We start from the raw sequence: 1477 nt of genomic DNA on the forward strand, positions 1-1477 counted from the left end.
GGAATTTATCATTATTTTTAAAATCCTCATCCTGATGTAATTCTTCATCTGATGTTTGTGGGATTAAGCTAACAATTCTTTTAGCAACAAAATACTCATGAAAAGTGAGGTGAGAAAATGAATAAATACCTTTAGCTCGCTCAATTATAATCCCATGTTGAGCTTCCATAGCTTTCAAAAGCTCTTCAATATCACCCTGTGAAATATTGGACTCGCTATCAAGATTTGATATTTTCTCGATATATTTTTTCAGAATGAGCTTGACTTCTAATGGGGTAAAAAAATACTTCTCCTTTTCAAAAGTACTGTAAGCAATTTGACGGAGTAAATCTTTTTTGCGTGGAAGTGATAATTTTTGATAAATTTGATCTCGATGAATTCCACGTTTGGCATCCCATTTTTTTAGTAAAACATCTAATCCTTCATGATAACTTTCCGAACGACTATTTGGTAGACTAGCAGATTCTTCAAATACTAAGCATAGAAGAGTTAGCAACAGAGGAGTGACGGCTAATTGATAGATACGATTATTCTTATTTAAGTACTTAATAAACTTCTCTGATTTGACTGATTTATTTTTGAACCAATTGTTGGCAAATTCATTAATTTGTTTATTATCAAAATCAGCTATCTCTACTTCTGTGAATTTATCAAAGGTATACTCCCATGCCGCAATTCGACAAGCAATAACAAAATGATTGTCAAAATATATCCGAGAAAAACTTCTAACTTCTTTTAAAGTATGCTCTTGATATTCGGCGCTAACTTCATCTAATCCGTCCAGTAAAATCAGAGCAGAACCCTGTTTAAATAATTCGACAAGCTCTTCTTCCGTTACATCACACCCAGAGTACTGCTGCCTAATATATTCTAATAAACTAGGTTGAGTTGGATCTTCCGCAAAATATTTTAAAGGGATAAAAATAGGTACAAGGTGAGGTTGAAAACTACCTTGATTGCACTGAACTGCTAGATATCTTAAGAAGGTAGTTTTACCAGCTCCTGGCTTTCCTAGTACAATTAATTTCTTATATTTTTCAACTGCTTTTACGCCAAGAACCCGCTTTTCTACAACTTTACCTAACCCAAATCTGTCAAAATCCTCATATCCACATTCTTTAAGTAATTCATCAATTGTTTTACGTCGGAGTGCTATTAGCTTCTCCAAAATATTCACATCGGTATAGATTTGACTCAACTCAATCGGTTGCGTCATATCTAATATACGCATCGTTCCGCACAACTCTTGGGTTAGTTCTTTTATCTGAGTACGCACCTTTCCAACTAAATCTTGAGCTGAAGGTGCCAAATATCCATACACAATCTCTTGGTAATCAATTTCTAACGCTTCACAAATGGCGGTAAAGTAATTTTCCCAAACGTTCTCACAGTTAAAAAACTTACAGAATACTAGAACGATTGCAACCCAGTTGAGCAGCTAGAGACTCTTTCGGGTAATTTCGCCTTGTAAAAGCAT

Annotated in this window: 1 protein-coding gene; it reads right to left on the bottom strand. The window is 34.5% G+C overall.

From position 1 onward, the window contains the following. The coding region (locus tag RRG12_RS44100) for an NACHT domain-containing protein (RefSeq protein ID WP_420763363.1) at positions 1-1309 on the bottom strand (1309 nt) is incomplete at its 3' end. Positions 1310-1477: the final 168 nt, after the last annotated feature.

It is taken from the genome of Nostoc sp. CALU 546 (genome assembly GCF_048836525.1).